Genomic DNA, 1018 nt, shown 5'->3' on the forward strand with positions numbered 1-1018 from the left:
GTTGAACCGGTTGCGCGGGATAGTCGTTGAAACCTGCAGGCGCCGAGTGGCCGCCAGCATTGACGAGGGGGATCCCGATGCCAGTCATTTCCGCTCCTCACGAGTTCAACGAGGACGAGCTCTATGTCGACGTGAAGTCCATCTTCGGTCAGCCGCTCTTCCTGAAGTGTGAGGGATTTAACTTCGCCGGTTCGGTGAAGGTGAAGGCGGCCACCGAGATGGTCGAGGCGGCGGAGCGGGACGGGGTTCTGCGCCCGGGGTCGATTCTGATCGAGTCCTCATCGGGCAACCTCGGTGTGGCGTTGAGCATGCTGGCGGCGAGCAAGGGCTACCGGTTTGTGTGTGTTACCGACTCGCGCTGCAACCTCGCCACCCGCCGGCTGATGGAGGCCCTGGGCAGCCAGGTGCACATCATCACCGAGCCGCACCCGACCACCGGCTACCTCGGGGCGCGGATCGACTACGTGCGCGCGCTGTGCGCCTCCGACGAGCGTTACGTGTGGTTCAACCAGTACACCAACCCGGCCAACTGGGGTGCGCACTACCGCCGCACCGCCCCGGCGATCGCGCGCCAGTTCCCCGAGCTGGACGTGTTGTTCGTCGGTGCGGGCACCACCGGCACCCTGATGGGCTGCGCCCGTTTCTTCAAGGAATGGCACCGCCCGGTGCGCATCGTCGCGGTCGACACCATCGGGTCGGTGTCCTTCGGTGGCCCGAGCGGGCGGCGGATGATCCCCGGCCTGGGCATGGGCGTGCGCCCGCCACTGCTGGACGAGTCCTACGTCGACGACGTGGTCATGGTCGACGAGGCCGACACCGTCCGCACCTGCCACACACTGGCCAGGCACGGGTTCCTGTTCGGCGGCTCCACCGGCACCCAGGTCACCGGCGCGGTCAACTGGCTCCAACAGCACGGCACACCCGACATGACCGCCGTGACCCTCGCCCCCGACATGGGCGAGCGCTACCTCGACACCGTCTACCAGACCAACTGGGTACAGGAGCTCTACGGCAACGA

At 66.7% G+C, this 1018-nt stretch carries 1 protein-coding gene; it reads left to right on the forward strand.

The features are described from left to right. Nucleotides 1-77 precede the first annotated feature (77 nt). The coding region (gene sbnA, locus MMF94_RS43150) for a 2,3-diaminopropionate biosynthesis protein SbnA (protein WP_241043294.1) at nt 78-1018 on the forward strand (941 nt) is incomplete at its 3' end.

The organism is Pseudonocardia alaniniphila (assembly GCF_022524485.1).
Classification (GTDB): Bacteria; Actinomycetota; Actinomycetes; order Mycobacteriales; family Pseudonocardiaceae; genus Pseudonocardia; species Pseudonocardia alaniniphila.